Consider the following 15,479-nt stretch of genomic DNA (forward strand, 5'->3'; position numbering starts at 1 on the left):
GGCCAGTCGGTGCATGGGCAGGCGCGCGGGTCAGCACGCGGGCGGGTCAGCTGGGCGGGTCAGGCGCGGAAGACGACGCGGTAGTAGGTCTCCGAGTGTTGTAGCGCCAGGAGTACGGCGCCGCGGACCTCGGCGTCCGGGCCCAGGACCGAGGCGCGGATCTCTACGCCGCGTAGCGCCGGGGCCAGGGCGTGTCGCGCCACCGCGGCGCGCAGTGGGTCCAGGAGTAGGTCGCCGATCGCGGCCAGGCCGCCGCCGACCACGACGAGAGCCGGGTTGTAGGCGTTGATCAGCCATGAGGCGGCCAGGCCCAGCCGGGTGCCCACGTCGGCGATGACCGCGGCCGCCAGGCGGTCGCCCGCGCGGGCGGCGGCCGTTACGTCGCGGGCGTCGAACGAGTCCTGGCCCGCCAGGGACGACGTGCCGCCGGCCGCCAGCGCGCGGTGCACGGCCCGCACGATCGCCGGGCCCGACGCCACCGTCTCCAGGCAGCCGACCTTGCCGCAGTTGCACGGCTCGTCGTTGCCCGGGACCGCGTTGTGGCCGATCTCGCCGGCCGTGCCGCCGACGCCGTGGAAGACCCGTCCGTCGGACAGTATCCCGGCGGAGAGGCCGGTTCCCGCGTACAACAGTGCCAGGTCGCCGGCGCGCTCGCCCGCGCCCTCCAGGTTCTCGGCGACGGCCGCGGCCTGGCCGGCGTTGTGGACGTAGACGGGCGCGTCGAGCTCGGCGGCCAGGATCTCGCGCACCGGGACGTCGCGCCAGCCGAGGTTCGGCGCGAGCAGGCACACGCCCGTGTGGAAGTCGGTGAGGCCGGGCAGCACGGCGCCGACCGCGGCGAGCCGGGCCGTCTCCAGGCCGGCGTCGGCGATCACCGCGCGGACCTCGGCGGCCACCAGGCGCAGCGCCTCGCCCGGGTCGTCGCGCGGGGTCGGCAGCTCGCGGCGGGCGACCTCCTCCCCCGCGGCGTCGCCGATCGCGATCGTGGTGCGCCGGGCGCCGATGTGCACGCCGGCGACGAGCTGCGAGCGGGCGTTGAACTCCAGCAGGATCGGCGGGCGGCCGCCGCTGACCGCGGTCGAGCCGGGGCCGATCTCGCGGACCAGGCCCTCGGCGATGAGCTCGTCGACGATCGCCGACACGGTCGGCTTGGCGAGGGTGGTCGAGCGGGCGATGCTCGCCCGCGACACCGGGCCGCCCTCCTTGACCAGTGCCAGGACCAGTGAGCGGTTCACCTCGCGCATCACGTTGTGGTCGGCACCGCGCCGCGGCTCTTCGGATCGCATAATCCGACAACGCTACCCCGGCGATCACCGATCGGCGGGCCGCCTACATTGGTATCGGACATTCAAGCCACCAGCCCGGCCGGAAAGGCAGGCTTCCACATGCACATCTCGGCACGCGGGGATTACGCGGTACGAGCCTCGCTGGGTCTGGCGTCGGCCTACCCCGCGGTGGTCTCGGCGGCAGGGCTCGCCGACGAGCAGGAGATGCCGCGCAAGTTTCTCGAGGCGGTGCTCGGCGATCTGCGCCGGGCCGGCCTCGTGCGCGGTCAGCGCGGCGTCGACGGCGGTTACGTCCTGACCCGCCAACCGTCGGAGATCATGGTCGGCGATGTGCTCCGCGCCGTCGACGGACCGCTCGCGGAGGTTCGGGGGGTCCGGCCGGAGGAGGCCATGTACTCCGGGACGGCCGAGCACCTGCAGCAGCTCTGGGTGGCGGTGCGCGCGGCGGTGCGCAACGTCCTCGACGAGGTCAGCCTGGCCGACGTGGTGCGCGGCCGGATGCCGGCGCACGTCCGGAAGCTCACGGCGGCGCCGCACGCCTGGCAGCCTCGCTGAGCTCGGGCAGGTCGCGCACGCCCAAGCGCGCTCGCTCGACGTGCTGAGCGGGCGCGCCGACCAGCCGGACCAGCGGCCGGCCGCGCCTATCCCCTGACGGTCGACTCGAAGCCGTCGGCGATCGTCGCCACGTACTCGGCGGCGGCCGTGCCGGCGTTCGCCAGCTCGGACTCGACGACCGCGAGGCCGGGCGTGACGGGCACGGCGCCGAGCTCCCCCAGCAGCTCCACCAGGTGCCGCTCGGTCGCGTCCGCCTGCGGGCGGACCCCGGCGGTCACCACGGTCACGGCGGCCACGTCCTTGAGCCCCTCGGCCGGGAGCTGGTCGAGCAGGACCTTGAGGACGCCGGTGTACGTGCCCTTGTAGGTCGGCGTGGCGATGACGAGCAGGCTCGCGCGCCGCAGCCGCCCGAGGGCGTCGGCGACGACGCCGTCGCCCGACTGCAGCAGCCGGGTGCCGAGCGCGGCCACGTCGATGGTGTGCGGCACGGGCTGGTTCAGCCGCTCGGCGAGCGCGGCGCCCACCTCCTCGGCCAGGTGCAACGTACGCGAGTGCGGGCGCGGGTTCCCGGAGAGCACCACGATCATGCGCCGATCTTATCCCCCAGTATTCCGATAGAAAATAGCGACAAACCCCACTCCCGGCGGCGCGCCGGCTCGGGAGTTGAGCGTGCGGGCCGGAAGCGGCGCACGGAGCCCGGCCATCGCGGGCGTCGGGCGCGGCCGGAGGTCGCGGGTTCTTGGGACGACGGCGATGGCAGCGTCCGTCGGGCCGGGACGAATGTCGCGGCCCGACGAGCGGTGCCTGGCGGGAGCGACGGTCGTCACTTGCCCGGACCCGAGTCCCGAAGAGGAACTAGACCCAGGCTCGCGGGTCGGCCACGAGGTCGCGGACGCGCTCGGGGAGCTCGCCGGTGACGACGTCCTCGATGGTGACCGTCTCCAGGATCAGGCGCTCGTTGGCGCGCAGGGCGATCCAGACGTCCTGGAGGGCCGCCGCCGCGCCGATGTAGCCGAGCTCCTCCGGGCGCTGGCCGCGGACGTTGGCCAGCGGGCCGTCGATGACGCGGATGATCTCGGCCAGGGAGATGTCGGCGGCCGGGCGGGCCAGCCGGTAGCCGCCCTCGGGGCCGCGCTGGGCGACCACCACTCCGCCGCGGCGGAGCTGCAGGAGGATGCTCTCCAGGAACTTCGGCGGGATCTGCTGCGCCGAGGCCAGGCGGTCGGCGGTCACGAGGCGCGTCTCGGGGTTCGCGGACGACGCGGCGGCCAGCTCGGCCACCGCTCGCAACGCGTAATCCACCCGGGCAGAAAGGCGCATACCGTTATCCTCCCACGCGCCGCAACAGGCCCTCCTGGACGGCTGTCGCGATATGCCTTCCGGTCCGGGTGAACATGCGGCCCGTGGCCAGGCCGCGGGCGCCGGACGCCGAGGGGCTCGCGCTGTCGTAGAGGAACCACTCGTCGGCGCGGAAGCTGCGGTGGAACCACATCGCGTGGTCCAGGCTGGCGCCCACGAAGCCGCCGGGGCCCCACACCGCGCCGTGCGTCGACAGGACCGCGTCCAGCAGCGTCAGGTCGGAGGCGAACGTCAGGGCGCACGCGTGCAGGAGCGGGTCGTCGGGGAGCTTGCCGTCGATGCGCATCCAGACGCGCTGGTGGTCCTCGGCCGGGCGGGCGCCGGGCGCGACCCAGCCGGACTCGCCGACGTAGCGCACGTCGATCGGGCGCGGGATCGTCGCCCAGATGTCCCGGCGGTCCGGGTAGCGCTCGAGCCGCTCGCCCAGCGTCGGGACCTCGTCCGGGGGCGGGACGTCCAGCGGGGCCGGCTCGTGGTGGTCGAGGCCCTCCTCCTCGCGGTGGAAGGAGGCCGACATGAAGAAGATGACCTTCTCGTGCTGGTACGCCACCGAGCGCCGGACCGAGAACGAGCGGCCGTCGCGGATGCGCTCCACGGCGTAGGTGATCGGCTCGGACGGGTCGCCGCCGCGCACGAAGTAGCCGTGCAGGGAGTGGACGTGCCGCGTGGGGTCGACGGTGCGGCCCGCGGCCACCAGCGCCTGGCCGGCCACCTGCCCGCCGAAGACGCGCTGGGGGCCGACCGGCGGGCTGATGCCCAGGAACCGGTCGTCCCCCAGCGCTTCCAGGTCGAGAAGGCGGACTAGGGCGTCCACCGCCGCCTGCCCGCTCACCAGCTCAGTCACCAGGACAATCTACGGAACTTCCGCGGATTCAGTCCTGTGAGAGTGCTCCCAGCTGGTGGACGCGCAGGGTGTTGGTCGAGCCGGGGGTGCCGGGCGGCGAGCCCGCCACGATGACCACGTCGTCGCCGGGCGCGAGCCACGGCAGGTCGACGAGGGCCAGGTCCACCTGCTTGAACATCTCGTCGGTGTGCTCCACGAACGGCACGTCGAACGTCTGCACGCCCCAGCTCAGCGCGAGCTGGTTGCGGACCGTCGGCTCCGGCGTGAACGCCAGCAGCGGCAGCTCGCAGTGCAGGCGGGCCAGCCGGCGCACGGTGTCGCCGGTCTGCGAGAAGGCGACGAGCGCCTTCGCCCCGATGTTGCGGGCGATGTTCGACGCGGCGCTGGTGAGGGCGCCACCCTTGGTGCGGGGGTCGTGCTGCAGGCGGGGCACGGAGAGCGAGCCACCCTCGGTGGTGGCGACGATCCGGGCCATGGTGGAGACGGTGAGGATGGGGTACCGCCCGACGCTCGTCTCGCCGGAGAGCATGACGGCGTCGGCGCCGTCGAGCACCGCGTTGGCGACGTCGGAGGCCTCGGCCCGGGTCGGCCGCGCGTTCTCGATCATCGAGTCGAGCATCTGGGTGGCGACGATGACCGGCTTGGCCTGCTCGCGGCAGAGCTGCACCGCGCGCTTCTGGACCAGCGGCACCTGCTCCAGCGGCATCTCGACACCGAGATCGCCGCGGGCCACCATGACGCCGTCGAACGAGTTGACGATCGGCTCGAGGGCGGCGACCGCCTCGGGCTTCTCGACCTTGGCCAGGACCGGGCGGCGGATGCCTTCCTCGTCCATGATCTCGTGCACGAGCTTGATGTCGTCGGGCGAGCGCACGAACGACAGCGCGATCCAGTCGGCGCCGAGCCGCAGCGCGAAGCGCAGGTCCTCGGCGTCCTTGTCGGAGAGGGCGGGCACGCTGACGGCGACGTTGGGCAGCGAGACACCCTTGTTGTTGGAGACGGGGCCACCCTCGGTGACGAGAACGGCGATGTCGTTCCCGGTCACGCCGGTCACCTCGACGGCCACCTTGCCGTCGTCGATGAGCAGGCGGTCGCCCGGCTTCACCTCTTGGGGAAGCTTCTTGTACGTGCAGGAGACCCGTTCCTTGGTCCCCACGATCTCGTCGCTCGTGATGACAGCGGTGTCACCGGTGCGCCACTCATGGGGGCCGTCCGCGAAGCGGCCGAGGCGGATCTTGGGGCCCTGCAGGTCGGCGAGGATGCCCACGGAGCGGCCGGCGGCAGCGGCGGCCTCCCTGACGAGGTTGTACACCGAGGCGTGATCCTCGTGGCTTCCGTGGCTGAAGTTGAGCCGCGCGACGTCCATCCCGGCGTCGACAAGGCCACGGATCCGCTCGGCCGAGGAAGTAGCCGGACCGAGGGTACAGACGATTTTGGCGCGTCGAGTCACACCATGAGGCTAGCGCTGTCACCGGGGAACCGATCAGGTGACCCAGGGTCACGCCATCAGTTGAGACGCCGTCCACCGCGCCTTTCCCTGATACTGGTCCGATGTCCACCACCCCCCGATGGCGTCAGCCGATGCGCGCCCGCGACAAGGACGAGCAGCACCGGGCCGCCACGCCGCTCGAACTGCTGTTCGACCTGTGTTTCGTGGTGGCGATCGCGGTCGCCGGGCGCCTGCTGCACCACTCGATCAGCGAGCACCACGTGGCCCACGGCATCGGCGCCTACCTGCTGGTGTTCTTCTCCATCTGGTGGGCCTGGATGAACTTCACCTGGTTCGCGTCGGCGTACGACACCGACGACGTGCCGTACCGGCTGACCGCCCTGGTGCAGATCGCCGGCGTGCTCGTGCTGGCCGCCGGTGTCGAGGACGCGTTCGACGGCGACTACGCCATCGTCACCCTCGGTTACGTGATCATGCGGGCCGGGCTGGTCACCCAGTGGCTGCGGGCCGCGCACGCCGACCCGGAGCGGCGCCGCACCGCGCTGCGCATGGCGATCGGCGTCAGCGCCTGCATGGTCGGCTGGGGGCTGATCCTGCTCACCCACGACACCCTGCACCTGGTGCTGTTCCTGGTGATGATCGGCTTCGAGCTGGCGGTGCCGATGTGGGCCGAGCGGCACGTCACCACGCCGTGGCACGCCCACCACATCGCCGAGCGGTACGGCCTGCTGTTCATCATCGTGCTCGGCGAGATCATCCTGTCGACCACCCTCGCGGTGCAGGCCGGCTTCGTCCAGGATCGCCTCTGGTGGGTGGCCGCCAGCGGCCTGGTCATCGTGTTCGCCTTCTGGTGGTTGTACTTCGACGAGCCCGCGCATCGCCGCCTGGTCGACAATCGGCATGCGTTCGTGTGGGGCTACGGGCATTTCGTGGTCTTCGCCTCGGCCGCGGCGATCGGCGCCGGGATCGCGGTCGTCGTGGACGACAAGACGTCGCGGCTGACGTCGAGCCTGGCGGTGGCGGTACCGGTGGCGATCCTCCTCGTCGCGCTGTGGGTGCTGCACCTGCGCCGCTCCTGGCTGCTACCCGGCGCGGCCGTCCTCGTGCTGGCCTCGACGCTCGCCGGCCCCGCGCTCGTGCTGGTCGCGATCATCATGGCTGCGCTCGTCGCGGCGTGGGTCGCCACTAGTCCCCGCCGGTGAACGCCTCGGCCCGGGCGCGGCCGTCGACGCTGTGGCTGAACACGCGCGAGTCGCTGTCGGTGGTGTGGGTCTGGCCGGTCAGCGTGGCGTGCAGCGGTGCCGCGGCCGTCATCTCGGCCCGCAGGCGCGGCAGCGCGGCCGGGTGCGCGTCGCGCAGCCAGCCGACCATGTGCTCGCGGACGAAGCAGCGCAGGTCCCACAGCTTCGGCGCGTCCTCGGCGCTCACGAGGGCGCGCAGCTGCATGGCGTTGCCCGTCGCCTCGACGACCTGGAGCACCGACACGCGGCCGTCCCAGAGATCGGTCGACTCCAATGCGCGGCGCAGCTCCTCGCGCATCTCCGGTACCGGCAGCCACCAGTCGACGTCGAACATCACCGAGCCGAGCAGCGCGGCCTCCGTTCGCGTCCAGTTCTCGAAGGGCTTCTCGGTGAAGTAGGACGTCGGCAGGATGAGCCGGCGGTCGTCCCACACGTGCACCACCACGTACGACAGGGTGATCTCCTGGACGCGGCCCCACTCCTTCTCGACGATGACCACGTCGCCGAGCCGCACGGCGTCGCTGAACGCCAGCTGGAGCCCGGCGAAGAGGTTCCGCAGCACGCTCTGCGCGGCCAGACCGGCGATGATGCCGGCGAAGCCGGCGCTCGCGAGCAGGCTGGTGCCGATGATCCGGGCCTGCGGGAACGTCATGAGCATCACCCCACCCGCCAGCACGGCCACGATGGCCACCGTCACCCGCCGGACCATGACGATCTGGGTGTGTACCCGCCGCGCCGTCCGGTTGTCGGGCACGTCGGTGCGGAACCGCGACAGGGCCGTCTCCTCGGCGACCAGCATCAGGGCCGCGATCAGCCAGGCCACGGCGGCGATGATGATGAGCTGGTCGGCGTGGAGGAAGGCGTCGCGCCACTTGGCGTGGTCGGCGACGTCGCGGATGGAGAAGTACACCGCGCACAGGACGACGACGAACTGCACCGGCCGGTGGGAGCGGTTGGCGAGCTCGGTGAAGATGGGCGAGGTGCGGCCGAGCTTGTGGATGGCGCGGTGCAACAGTTCCACCGCCAGCAACCCGAGCAACGCGGCAACGAGCGCGAGGCCGAGCGGCGCGAGCGTGTCGATGAGCGTCTCCTGCATTCGCACCGCGTTACCCCGACCGGGTGATGCCCACACGCGGTCATGAGGTGAGGCACATAGCCACCGTCCGCCGCCGCTGCTATTCGGACAAAACGCCGCGTGATGTGGGCTGCGGCCGCAGCTTCATGATCGTGGGAAACATCTGGCTGCCCTGGCAACCAGATGTTTCCCACGATCATGAGCCCGGGCAACGACGGCGACGCGACGCGGCTGTTCGGTCGATCGACCGACCGATGGCCGGGTGGGCACGCGGCCCGAATGCCGGCGACGGGCGCCCTCTTCAGTCGGTCGGTCGACCGACCGACTGATGGCACAAACAATGAGTCGGTCGACCGACCGAACACGCGACGGGGCTTCGGTCAGTCGACCGACCAAGAGGCCGCGACCCGCCGCGACAACCGACCGACGGAACCGACCGACCGGCACGACCACCACCGACCCACAGCCGGAACGTCGGTCGGTCGACCGACCGAATGATCGGCAGATATCCCGGTCGGTCGACCGACCGAAACGCCACAATCCCACCGGGGGCCAGCCGGCCGACGAACCGCCGGGCCATCGCCAACACACGCCAACAGTCCGGTCGGTCGACCGACCGAATGACCGGCGGGCACTTCCGGTCGGTCGACCGACCGAAGCCATGGCCAGCGGAAATTCCGGTCGGCCGGCAGACAGACGGCACAAACAATGAGTCGGTCGACCGGCCGAGCACACGGCGCGGGCTTCGGTCGGTCGACCGACCGAAACGCCCACGATCCCACCGGCCAGCCGGCCGACGAACCAACCGGGCCACCGCCAACGCACGCCACGAGCGTCGGTCGGTCGACCGAATGGCCGGCGGGCAGTTCTGGTCGGTCGACCGACCGACGGCACGAACGATGAGTCGGTCGACCGACCGAACACACGGCGCGGGCTTCGGTCGGTCGGCCGAGTGGTCGCTCTCGGACTGCGCCTCAGGCGGACAGGGCCACAGCAGACGGGTCGACGGGCGACGGCAGCGTGCCGTCGCCGCCCAGGTAGGCGTGGATCGACGCGGCCGCCGCGCGGCCCTCGGCGATCGCCCACACGATGAGCGACGCGCCGCGGTGCATGTCGCCGGCCACGAACACGCCGGGCGCGGTGGTCTGCCAGTCCGAGCCGCTGTCGATGCCGCCGCGGCGGTTGCGGGTCAGGCCCAGCGACGACAGCAGCGGGCCCTCCTCCGTCCCCTCGAAGCCGATCGCCAGCAGGACGAGCTCAGCAGGGTACTCCCGCTCGGTGCCCTCGACGACGGAGACGGTACGCACACCGTCCACTCTGGACACCTGCACCTCGGCGATGCGGATCGCGCGGAGGTTGCCGGTGGCGTCGCCCTCGAAGGACGTGACCGCGACGGCGAACGCGCGCTCGCCGCCCTCCTCGTGGGCCGGGTAGTTGCGCAGGATCCACGGCCAGGTCGGCCACGGGTCGCGCGACTCGTCGCGCTCCTCGGGCGGCAGCGGGTACTGGTCGAGCTGCAGCACCGACGCCGCGCCCTGCCGGTGGGCGACGCCCAGGCAGTCGGCGGCGGTGTCGCCGCCGCCGATGATGACGACGTTCTTGCCCTCGGCGGTCAGCGACGGCGCGGGCAGCCTGCCGGCGACGACCCGGTTCGACTCGACCAGGTGCTCCATCGCGAGGTGGATGCCGCGCAGCTCGCGCCCCGGCGTCTCCGGCGTGTCGCGGCTGGCGAGCGCGCCGCAGGCCAGCAGCAGCGCGTCGTGCGACGCCCGCAGGTCCTCGACGGAGACGGTGACGCCGACGTTCACGCCGGTCTTGAAGCGCACGCCCTCGGCCCGCAGCTGCTCCAGCCGCGCGTCGACGTGGAGCTTCTCGAGCTTGAAATCGGGGATGCCGTACCGCAGCAGCCCGCCGATCGCGTCGTCCCGCTCGTACACCGTGACGTCGTGCCCGGCCCGGGCCAGCTGCTGGGCGGCGGCCAGGCCGGCCGGGCCGGAGCCGACGATGCCCACGCTCCTGCCGGAGCGCTCCGGCGCCGGCCGCGGCGTGACCCGCCCGGCCGCGACCGCGCGGTTGATGATCTCGACCTCAACCTGCTTGATCGTGACCGCCTGGCCGCCCGCGATGGACAGCACGCAGGCCGCCTCGCAGGGCGCGGGGCACAGCCGCCCGGTGAACTCCGGGAAGTTGTTCGTCGCGTGCAGGGCCTCGATCGCGAAGTCCCAGTTGCCGGTGCGGACCAGGTCGTTCCAGTCCGGGATCCGGTTGCCCAGCGGGCAGCCGTCGTGGCAGAACGGGATGCCGCAGTCCATGCAGCGCGTCGCCTGCTCGGTGATGAGCTCGTCGGACGCCGGCGGGTAGACCTCGCGCCAGTCCTGCAGCCGCACCGGCACCGGCCGGCGGGCCGGGAGCCGCCGCTCGTACCGCAGGAAACCGTTCGGGTCAGGCACGTGCCACCTCCATGACAGCCGCATCCACATCGCGGCCGGCAGCCTCGGCGGCCCGCATCGCCTCCATCACACGCTCGTAGTCGCGTGGCATGACCTCGGTGAACTCGCTGAGCGATTCGTCCCAGTTCTCCAGAATGCGGGCAGCCACCGCGGAGCCCGTCTCCGCCAAGTGCAGCGCAACGAGCGAACGAAGCGCAGCCGGTGAAGAGACCGGCCGCAGGTCGACCAGCTCCGCGTTCACCAACGAACGATCCAGCCGCCACACGTAAGCGACGCCACCCGACATGCCGGCCGCGAAGTTGCGGCCCGTCGGCCCGAGCACCACGACCGTGCCGCCGGTCATGTACTCGCAGCCGTGGTCGCCCACGCCCTCGACGACGGCGGCGGCGCCGGAGTTGCGCACCGCGAACCGCTCGCCGGCCCGGCCCCGCATGAACAGCTGGCCGCCGGTCGCGCCGTAGAGCACCGTGTTGCCGCCGATGATTTGCTCCTCGGCGACGAACGGCGCGGACTCGTCGGGCCGCACGATGAGCCGGCCGCCGGACAGGCCCTTGCCGACGTAGTCGTTCGCGTCGCCGATCAGGCGGAGGGTGACGCCGCGGGGGACCCACGCGCCGAACGACTGCCCCGCGGTGCCGCGCAACGTAACGTCCACCGTGTCGTCGGGCAGGCCCGCGCCGCCGACCCGGCGGACGATCTCGCCGCCGAGCATGGCCCCGACGGAGCGGTGCTCGTTGCGGACCGCGAGCTTCAGCTTGATCGACTCGCCGGCGTCGAGGGCCGGGGAGACCGCCGCGATGAGCTGGTTGTCCAGCGCCCGCTCCAGCCGGTGGTCCTGCTTGGTGGTCTGCCGGCGGGCGGCGTCGTCGGCCAGAGGGGGAACGTGCAGCAGCGGGGTGAGGTCGAGCCCGCCGGCCTTCCAGTGGTCGACGGCCGTGCGGACGTCGAGCAGCTCGGTGTGCCCGATCGCCTCGTCGAGCGTGCGGAAGCCCAGCTCGGCCAGGTAGCCGCGAACCTCCTCGGCCATGAACCAGAAGAAGTTCTCGACGAACTCCGGCGAGCCGGTGAACTTCTTGCGCAGCGCCGGGTTCTGCGTGGCGATGCCGACCGGACAGGTGTCCAGGTGGCAGACCCGCATCATGATGCAGCCGGAGACGATGAGCGGCGAGGTCGCGAAGCCGAACTCCTCGGCGCCGAGCAGCGCCGCGATGACGACGTCGCGGCCGGTCTTGAGCTGGCCGTCGACCTGGACGCTGACCCGGTCGCGCAGCCCCGACAGCAGCAGCGTCTGCTGCGTCTCGGCGAGGCCGAGCTCCCACGGCGTGCCCGCGTGCTTGAGCGAGTTGAGCGGCGACGCGCCGGTACCACCGTCATGTCCCGAGATCAGGATGACGTCGGCCTTCGTCTTGGCCACGCCCGCCGCGACCGTGCCGACGCCGACCTCGGACACCAGCTTGACGTGCACGCGGGCGGCCGGGTTGACGTTCTTGAGGTCGAAGACGAGCTGGGCCAGGTCCTCGATCGAGTAGATGTCGTGGTGCGGCGGCGGCGAGATGAGCCCGACACCCGGCGTCGCGTGGCGGGTCTTGGCGATCCACGGCCACACCTTGTTGCCGGGCAGCTGACCGCCCTCGCCGGGCTTCGCGCCCTGGGCCATCTTGATCTGGAGGTCGTCGGCGTTGACCAGGTACTCGGTGGTGACGCCGAACCGGCCGCTGGCGACCTGCTTGATCGCGGAGCGGCGGCGCGGGTCGTGGAGGCGGTCGACGTCCTCGCCGCCCTCGCCGGTGTTCGACTTGCCGCCGATGTTGTTCATGGCGATGGCGAGCGTCTGGTGGGCCTCGGCCGAGATCGAGCCGTAGGACATCGCGCCGGTGGCGAACCGCTTCACGATCTCGGTCGCCGGCTCCACCTCGTCGAGCGGCACGGCCGGCCGCACGCCGTGGCGCAGCTCGAACAGGCCCCGCAGCGACCCCGCCTTGCCCGCGAGCTCGTCGACCTTCGCGGTGTACTTCTTGAAGACGTCGAACTGGCCGGACCGGGTCGCGTGCTGGAGCAGGAAGACCGTCTCCGGGTTGAACAGGTGCAGCTCGCCCTCGCGGCGCCACTGGTACTCGCCGCCGACCTCGAGGCGCCGGTGCGCGCGCTCGGCGTCGTTGGCCGGGTAGGCGCGGGCGTGCCGGGCCGCGATCTCCGCGTGGATCTCGGCCAGGCCGATGCCGCCGATCTTGCTCGGGGTGCCGGTGAAGTACCGCTCGACCAGCCGCGGGTCGAGCCCGACGGCCTCGAAGACCTGGGCGCCGCAGTACGAGGAGACGGTCGAGATGCCCATCTTGGACATGATCTTCAGGACGCCCTTGCCGAGCGCCTTGACGTAGTTGTGGACCGCCTTCTCCGGGTCGAGGCCGGGCAGCGCGCCGGTGGCGATGAGGTCCTCGGCGCTCTCGAAGGCGAGGTACGGGTTGACCGCCGACGCGCCGAAGCCGACCAGGACGGCGACGTGGTGCACCTCGCGGCAGTCGCCGGACTCGACGACCAGCGACACCTGCGTGCGGGTCTGCTCGCGGACCAGGTGCTGGTGCACGGCCGCGGTGAGCAGCAGCGACGGGATCGGGGCCAGGTCGGCGGTCGAGTCGCGGTCGGACAGCACCAGGATGCGTACGCCGTCCTCGATCGCCTCGGACACCCCGCGCATGATCTCGACCAGGCGGCGCTTGAGGCCGACCGCGCCGTCGCGCACCGGGTAGAGCCCGGAGACCCGGACGGCCTTGAATCCCGGCAGGTCGCCGTCGTCGTCGATGTGCAGGAGCCGGGCGAGGTCGTCGTTGTCGATCACCGGGTACGGCAGGGCGATCTGCCGGCAGGACGCCGGGCCCGGCTTGAGCAGGTTGCCCTCGGGGCCGATCGTCGCCGAGACGCTCGTGACCAGCTCCTCCCGGATCGCGTCCAGCGGCGGGTTGGTGACCTGCGCGAAGAGCTGGGTGAAGTAGTCGTACATCAGGCGCGGCCGGGTCGACAGCACGGCGACCGGCGTGTCGGTGCCCATCGAGCCCAGCGGCTCGGCACCGGCGCGGGCCATCGGGCCGACGAGGATCTTGAGCTCCTCCTCGGTGTACCCGAACGTCTGCTGGCGCCGCTGCACCGAGTCGTGCGTGTAGACGACGTGCTCGCGCTCCGGCAGCTGGTCGAGCTCGATCAGCCCGGCGTGCAGCCACTCCTCGTACGGCTCGGCGGCGGCCAGCTCGGCCTTGATCTCGTCGTCGGTGCGGATCCGGCCGGCGGCGGTGTCGACGAGCAGCATCTTGCCGGGCGCCGAGCGGCCCTTGGCGACGATCGTGGCCGGGTCGAGGTCGAGCACGCCGGCCTCGCTGGCCAGCACGACCAGGCCGTCGGCCGTCTGCCACCAGCGGCCCGGGCGCAGGCCGTTGCGGTCGAGCACCGCGCCGACGACCGTGCCGTCGGTGAACGCGACGCTGGCCGGGCCGTCCCACGGCTCCATCAGGCAGGCGTGGAAGCGGTAGAACGAGCGGCGCAGCGGGTCCATCCGCGGGTCGTTCTCCCAGGCCTCCGGGATCATCATCAGTACCGCGTGCGGCAGGCTGCGGCCGGCCAGGTGCAGCAGCTCCAGGGCCTCGTCGAAGTTCGCCGAGTCCGACGCCTCGGGCGTGCAGATCGGGAACAGCCGGCGGATGTTGCCGGGCAGCTGCTCGGTGGACAGCAGCGCCTCGCGGGCGGCCATCCAGTTGCGGTTGCCGCGGATCGTGTTGATCTCGCCGTTGTGGGCGATGATCCGGTACGGGTGAGAAAGCTCCCAGGACGGGAACGTGTTGGTCGAGAAGCGGGAGTGGACCAGGGCGATCGCCGAGGTCACGCGCTCGTCCGACAGGTCGGGGAAGAAGCTCACGACCTGGTCCGGCGTGAGCATGCCCTTGTAGGTGATCGTGCGGGACGACAGCGACGGGAGGTACAGCTGAATCCCGCGCTCACGCGTCTCGCGCTCGGCCTGCTTCCGGACGCAGTAGACGACCCGTTCGAGCTCCAGGCCCGACAGCGCCTCGCCCGGCGAACCCAGCCGCTCCGCGCTCACGAACACCTGGCGGATGCGCGGCATGGCCGTCAGCGCGGTGGCGCCGAGGTCGGTGGCGTCGGTGGGAACGTCCCGCCAGCCGAGCACCTGGGCGCCCTCGACCAGGGCGTACTTCTCCAGGACCCGCATCGCGCGCTCGGCGGCGGCGTCGTCGGTGGGCAGGAACGCCAGGCCGGTCGCGTAGGAGCCCACGGGCGGCAGCGCGATGCCGGCCACCTCGCGCAGGAACGCGTCGGGGACCTGGATCATGATGCCGGCCCCGTCGCCGGTGTTGGGCTCGGCGCCGCGAGCGCCCCGGTGGTCCATGCGCCGCAGCGCCGACAGGCCCTTGAACACGACGTCGTGCGACTTACGACCATGGATGTCGGCCACGAAGGCCACCCCGCACGCGTCGTGCTCGAAGGCAGGGTCGTAGAGGCCCTGCTGCTGCGGTCCGGGGTAACCCATCGGGCCTCCTGACGTCATCAATTGCGAATCGGGACAACGTCGGCCCTTAGGAGCGGTCTTGCCAGTGTACGCGAAGAGCGGACGCAATTTGCACGGTCGTGCCCGACTTTGGTCGGCGGCAGGACCGGGGCGCCCGCTGTTGACGTTGGCGACCAAAGTACCGTCTGTCGCCTGACCGACCTACAGCGCGCGCTCGTGAGAAATCCCACGAGCTGCTGGGACGGGCCGCGAGGACCGCGTTATCGAACTGGAACGCAACGCGGACCGTCTGGAACCCGTCCAAGGAGCGGATGGCTCCCACCGTCCGTTACTTCCTACGATGATGCACGGCAAGATCCCACCATCCACCGCCTGAACGCGACGCGGTCCCGATCGCGTCGCGCACCGGCGCGTGGAGCTGTGGGTTGGGAGCCCCACGAACCCGCGGGAACTTCCTACGATGTGCACAGCAAGATCCCACGTCAGACTCCGATGCGTCGCCCAGCGAAGCACCGGGGTCCTGGGGTGGGCACCCCCACCTCCAGTGCGTCGCCCAGCGGCGCGCAGGGGGTTGGGGGTTGTGGGGTGGGCACTCCCGCCTCCGATGCGTCGCGCAGCGGCACAGAGGGGGTTGTGGTGGGCACTCCCACCTCCGATGCGTCGCGCAGCGGCACAGAGGGGGTTGTGGTGGGCACTCCCACCTCCG

10 protein-coding genes are annotated in these 15,479 nt (G+C 71.8%); 2 read left to right on the top strand and 8 right to left on the bottom strand.

Annotated features, from left to right (window positions below; all coding sequences use genetic code 11):
- Positions 1-59: 59 nt before the first annotated feature.
- Positions 60-1,286, bottom strand: a complete 1,227-nt coding sequence (locus ABZS66_RS34230) for an ROK family transcriptional regulator (RefSeq protein ID WP_354765028.1) — start codon at positions 1,284-1,286, stop codon at positions 60-62.
- Between the two features lie 99 nt (positions 1,287-1,385).
- On the opposite strand from ABZS66_RS34230, the gene ABZS66_RS34235 reads away from it, so the two are divergent.
- On the top strand, positions 1,386-1,841 hold the full coding sequence (locus ABZS66_RS34235) for an Rrf2 family transcriptional regulator (RefSeq protein WP_354765030.1): 456 nt from the start codon (positions 1,386-1,388) through the stop codon (positions 1,839-1,841).
- An 86-nt stretch (positions 1,842-1,927) separates the two neighbouring features.
- Here the strand turns inward: ABZS66_RS34235 and ABZS66_RS34240 are convergent, their stop codons facing one another.
- The 4 genes from ABZS66_RS34240 to pyk all read right to left on the bottom strand — a co-directional run bounded on the left by ABZS66_RS34240 (position 1,928) and on the right by pyk (position 5,494).
- On the bottom strand, positions 1,928-2,428 hold the full coding sequence (locus tag ABZS66_RS34240; protein ID WP_354765032.1) for an NAD(P)H-dependent oxidoreductase: 501 nt from the start codon (positions 2,426-2,428) through the stop codon (positions 1,928-1,930).
- A gap of 268 nt (positions 2,429-2,696) precedes the next feature.
- Entirely contained in the window at positions 2,697-3,161 is a 465-nt protein-coding gene (locus ABZS66_RS34245; protein ID WP_354765034.1) for an Rrf2 family transcriptional regulator, read from the bottom strand.
- A 4-nt stretch (positions 3,162-3,165) separates the two neighbouring features.
- Complete coding sequence (locus ABZS66_RS34250) at positions 3,166-4,035, bottom strand: acyl-CoA thioesterase II (RefSeq protein ID WP_354765090.1); 870 nt, start codon at positions 4,033-4,035, stop codon at positions 3,166-3,168.
- A 37-nt stretch (positions 4,036-4,072) separates the two neighbouring features.
- Positions 4,073-5,494, bottom strand: coding sequence for a pyruvate kinase (pyk, locus tag ABZS66_RS34255; protein WP_354765036.1), 1,422 nt, complete (start codon positions 5,492-5,494; stop codon positions 4,073-4,075).
- A 101-nt stretch (positions 5,495-5,595) separates the two neighbouring features.
- Here pyk and ABZS66_RS34260 point away from each other — a divergent pair, with 101 nt between their 5' ends.
- Entirely contained in the window at positions 5,596-6,696 is a 1,101-nt protein-coding gene (locus ABZS66_RS34260) for a low temperature requirement protein A (protein WP_354765038.1), read from the top strand.
- Here the strand turns inward: ABZS66_RS34260 and ABZS66_RS34265 are convergent.
- The 3 genes from ABZS66_RS34265 to gltB form a co-directional block, all read right to left on the bottom strand.
- The gene (locus tag ABZS66_RS34265; RefSeq protein ID WP_354765092.1) at positions 6,680-7,831 is read right to left on the bottom strand and encodes a mechanosensitive ion channel family protein; all 1,152 of its coding nucleotides are present in this window, start codon (positions 7,829-7,831) and stop codon (positions 6,680-6,682) included. The genes ABZS66_RS34260 and ABZS66_RS34265 overlap by 17 nt on opposite strands.
- Positions 7,832-8,784: 953 nt before the next feature.
- Positions 8,785-10,260, bottom strand: coding sequence for a glutamate synthase subunit beta (locus ABZS66_RS34270; RefSeq protein WP_354765040.1), 1,476 nt, complete (start codon positions 10,258-10,260; stop codon positions 8,785-8,787).
- A complete protein-coding gene (gene gltB / locus ABZS66_RS34275) occupies positions 10,253-14,812 on the bottom strand; it encodes a glutamate synthase large subunit (protein ID WP_354765042.1) in 4,560 nt (1,519 codons plus the stop codon). Before gltB ends, ABZS66_RS34270 begins: the two co-directional genes overlap by 8 nt.
- Positions 14,813-15,479 lie beyond the last annotated feature (667 nt).

It is taken from the genome of Dactylosporangium sp. NPDC005572 (assembly GCF_040605515.1).
In the GTDB taxonomy this organism is placed as follows: Bacteria; Actinomycetota; Actinomycetes; order Mycobacteriales; family Micromonosporaceae; genus Dactylosporangium.